Annotated in this window: 1 protein-coding gene; it reads right to left on the reverse strand. The window is 65.6% G+C overall.

Features of this window, described 5'->3' with window-relative positions; all coding sequences use genetic code 11:
* On the reverse strand, positions 1–2,443 hold a 2,443-nt coding region (locus ABZ924_RS38430; RefSeq protein WP_361920371.1), incomplete at both ends, for an amino acid adenylation domain-containing protein.

A 2,443-nucleotide genomic window follows, 5' to 3' on the forward strand; every position in this document is an offset into this window, starting at 1 on the left:
ATCGCCGGGACGGACAGATCCAGCCCATCCAGTCCGAGCTGCTCCAAGAACCACAGACGCTGCTGCGCGAACGAAAGCGGCAGACCGCCCTCAGCCCGCGGCACCGGCACGAGTTCCACGCTGTCCGTCGCCGAGACGGCCCCGCTGATCACCTCGGCCAGTTGCTCCACGGTGGGGGAAGTGAACAGGTCCCGCACCGTTACTTCCCGACCGAGTTCCTGCCGCATCAGCGAGACGGTTCTGGTCGCGAGGAGGGAGTGTCCGCCGAGGTCGAAGAAGTTGTCGTGGATGCCGACCCGGTCGACGCCGAGGATCTGGGACCAGATGCCGGCGACGGTGGTTTCGACGTGGTCGCGCGGTGCCACGTACTGCACCGCGAGGTCGGGCCGGTCATGGTCCGGAGCAGGCAGCGACCTGCGGTCCACCTTCCCGTTCGGGGTCGACGGCAGTTTCTCCAGGACCACGAAACCGGTCGGCAGCATGTAGTCGGGCAGTCTGTGGGCACACCAGCGCCGCAGCGTCGACGTCTCCGGGCGTGCACCCTTGCGCGGGACCACATAGGCGATCAGACGCTTGTCCCCAGAGGAGTCCTCCCGCACGGTGACCACCGCCGACGCCACGTCCTCGTGCGCCACCAACTGCGATTCGATCTCGCCGAGTTCGATCCGCATACCGCGGACCTTGACCTGGTCGTCGATCCTGCCGAGAAACTCGAGCACACCGCTGGGCAGCCATCGGGCCAGGTCGCCGGTGCGATACACCTGGCGCATCGTGCCCGCGACCCGGACCGTCACGAACTTCTCTGCGGTCAGGTCCGGGCGGTTCAGATAGCCTCGCGCCAGTCCAGTGCCACCCACCAGCAGCTCTCCAGGTACACCGACCGGCACCAGCCCGTCGGCCCGGTCCACCACGAACAGGTCGGTGTTCGGCGCGGGTCCACCGATCGGCATGGACGCCGCGCTCGGGCTGTCCTGGGACACCCGGAGCAGAGTCGTGTCTCCCCAGTTCTCCGTTGGACCGTAGGTGTGCAGCAAGTACTGGGGTGCGTGCGCACCATGAATCAGGGAGTCGGCTTCGGCACGGGTGACCTTCTCACCGCAGTACTTCGTGTACCGCACGGTCTCGAAGACGTCAGGGCAAGCCGTCACATGGTGATTGAACAGCGACGCGGTCAGCATCAACGCCGTCACGCCACGCTCGCGTACGACCCTGCGGAGCTGGAACGGGTTGCGGATCTCGTCAGGCAGAAGTATCGCGAGTCTGGCCCCCGCGACCAGCGCACTCCAGCATTCGATGGCACACGAATCCCAGGAGAAGCTCGTCACCTGGGCCACGCAGTCATCAGGTGTGAGCCGCTCCAGCCAGTTGTAGTGCACTTGCCGTACGACAGAGTGGTGCTCGACCATGACGCCCTTGGGGGTGCCGGTCGAGCCGGAGGTGTAGATGACGTAGAAGAGGTCGTTCGAAGCGGTCCAGTGGTCCGGGTTGGTGTCCGGGAAGCCGCTGATCGTGTCGGCGTCGGTGTCGATGCATACCGTTTGGGCGTCGTGGTCGGGCAGTTGGGGGCGGAGGCTGCTTTGGGTGAGGAGGACGGGGGCGGCGGTGTCGGCGAGCATGAAGGCGAGTCGCTCGGCCGGGTACTGGGGGTCGAGTGGGACGTAGGCGCCGCCGGCCTTCAACACGCCGAGCAGTGACACGATCATGTCGAGGCCGCGGTCAAGACATACCGCGACGAGCGACTCCCGGCCCACGCCGAGGGACCGCAGGTGGTGGGCGAGTTGGTTGGCTTTGGCGTTGAGCTGGGCGTAGGTGAGTTGTTGGTCGCCGAAGACTACGGCCGGGGCGTCGGGTTGTGCGGATGCCTGTGCTTCTACGAGTTCGTGAACGCAGAGGTCGTGGGGGAAGTCTGCTGCGGTGTCGTTCCATTCGACGACGAGCTGGTGCTTCTCCGCCTCGGAGAGCATGTCGAGGTCGCTCAGCGCTGCTGTCGGATCGGTGACCACCGAGGTGAGGAGGTTCTCGAAGTGCCCGGCGAGTCGCTCCATGGTCGGCGCCTCGAAGAGGTCCGTGCTGTACATCAGTTGAGCTCTGAGCCCGTCGCAGGACTCCTGAAGCGACATGACCAAATCGAAGGTCGCCGCGGTCTCGTCCGGCGACCTGAGTTCCGTGTCGAGGTCGGCGAATTGCCAGGCTTCTTCGGCGGCGTTCTGGAGGATGAACATGACCTGGAAGAGGGGGGTGCGGGAGAGGTCGCGTTCGGGGTGGAGTTCTTCGACGAGGCGTTCGAAGGGGAGGTCTTGGTGGTCGTAGGCGGCGAGGGTGGTGTCTTTGATCTGGGTGAGGAAGTCTTGGAAGGTGGGGTTGGCGGAGAGGTCGCTGCGGATGACGAGGGTGTTGACGAAGAAGCCGATGAGGCCTTCGATCTCGGCGCGGTTGCGGCCGG

The organism is Streptomyces sp. NPDC046876, assembly GCF_040645035.1.
GTDB lineage: Bacteria > Actinomycetota > Actinomycetes > Streptomycetales > Streptomycetaceae > Streptomyces.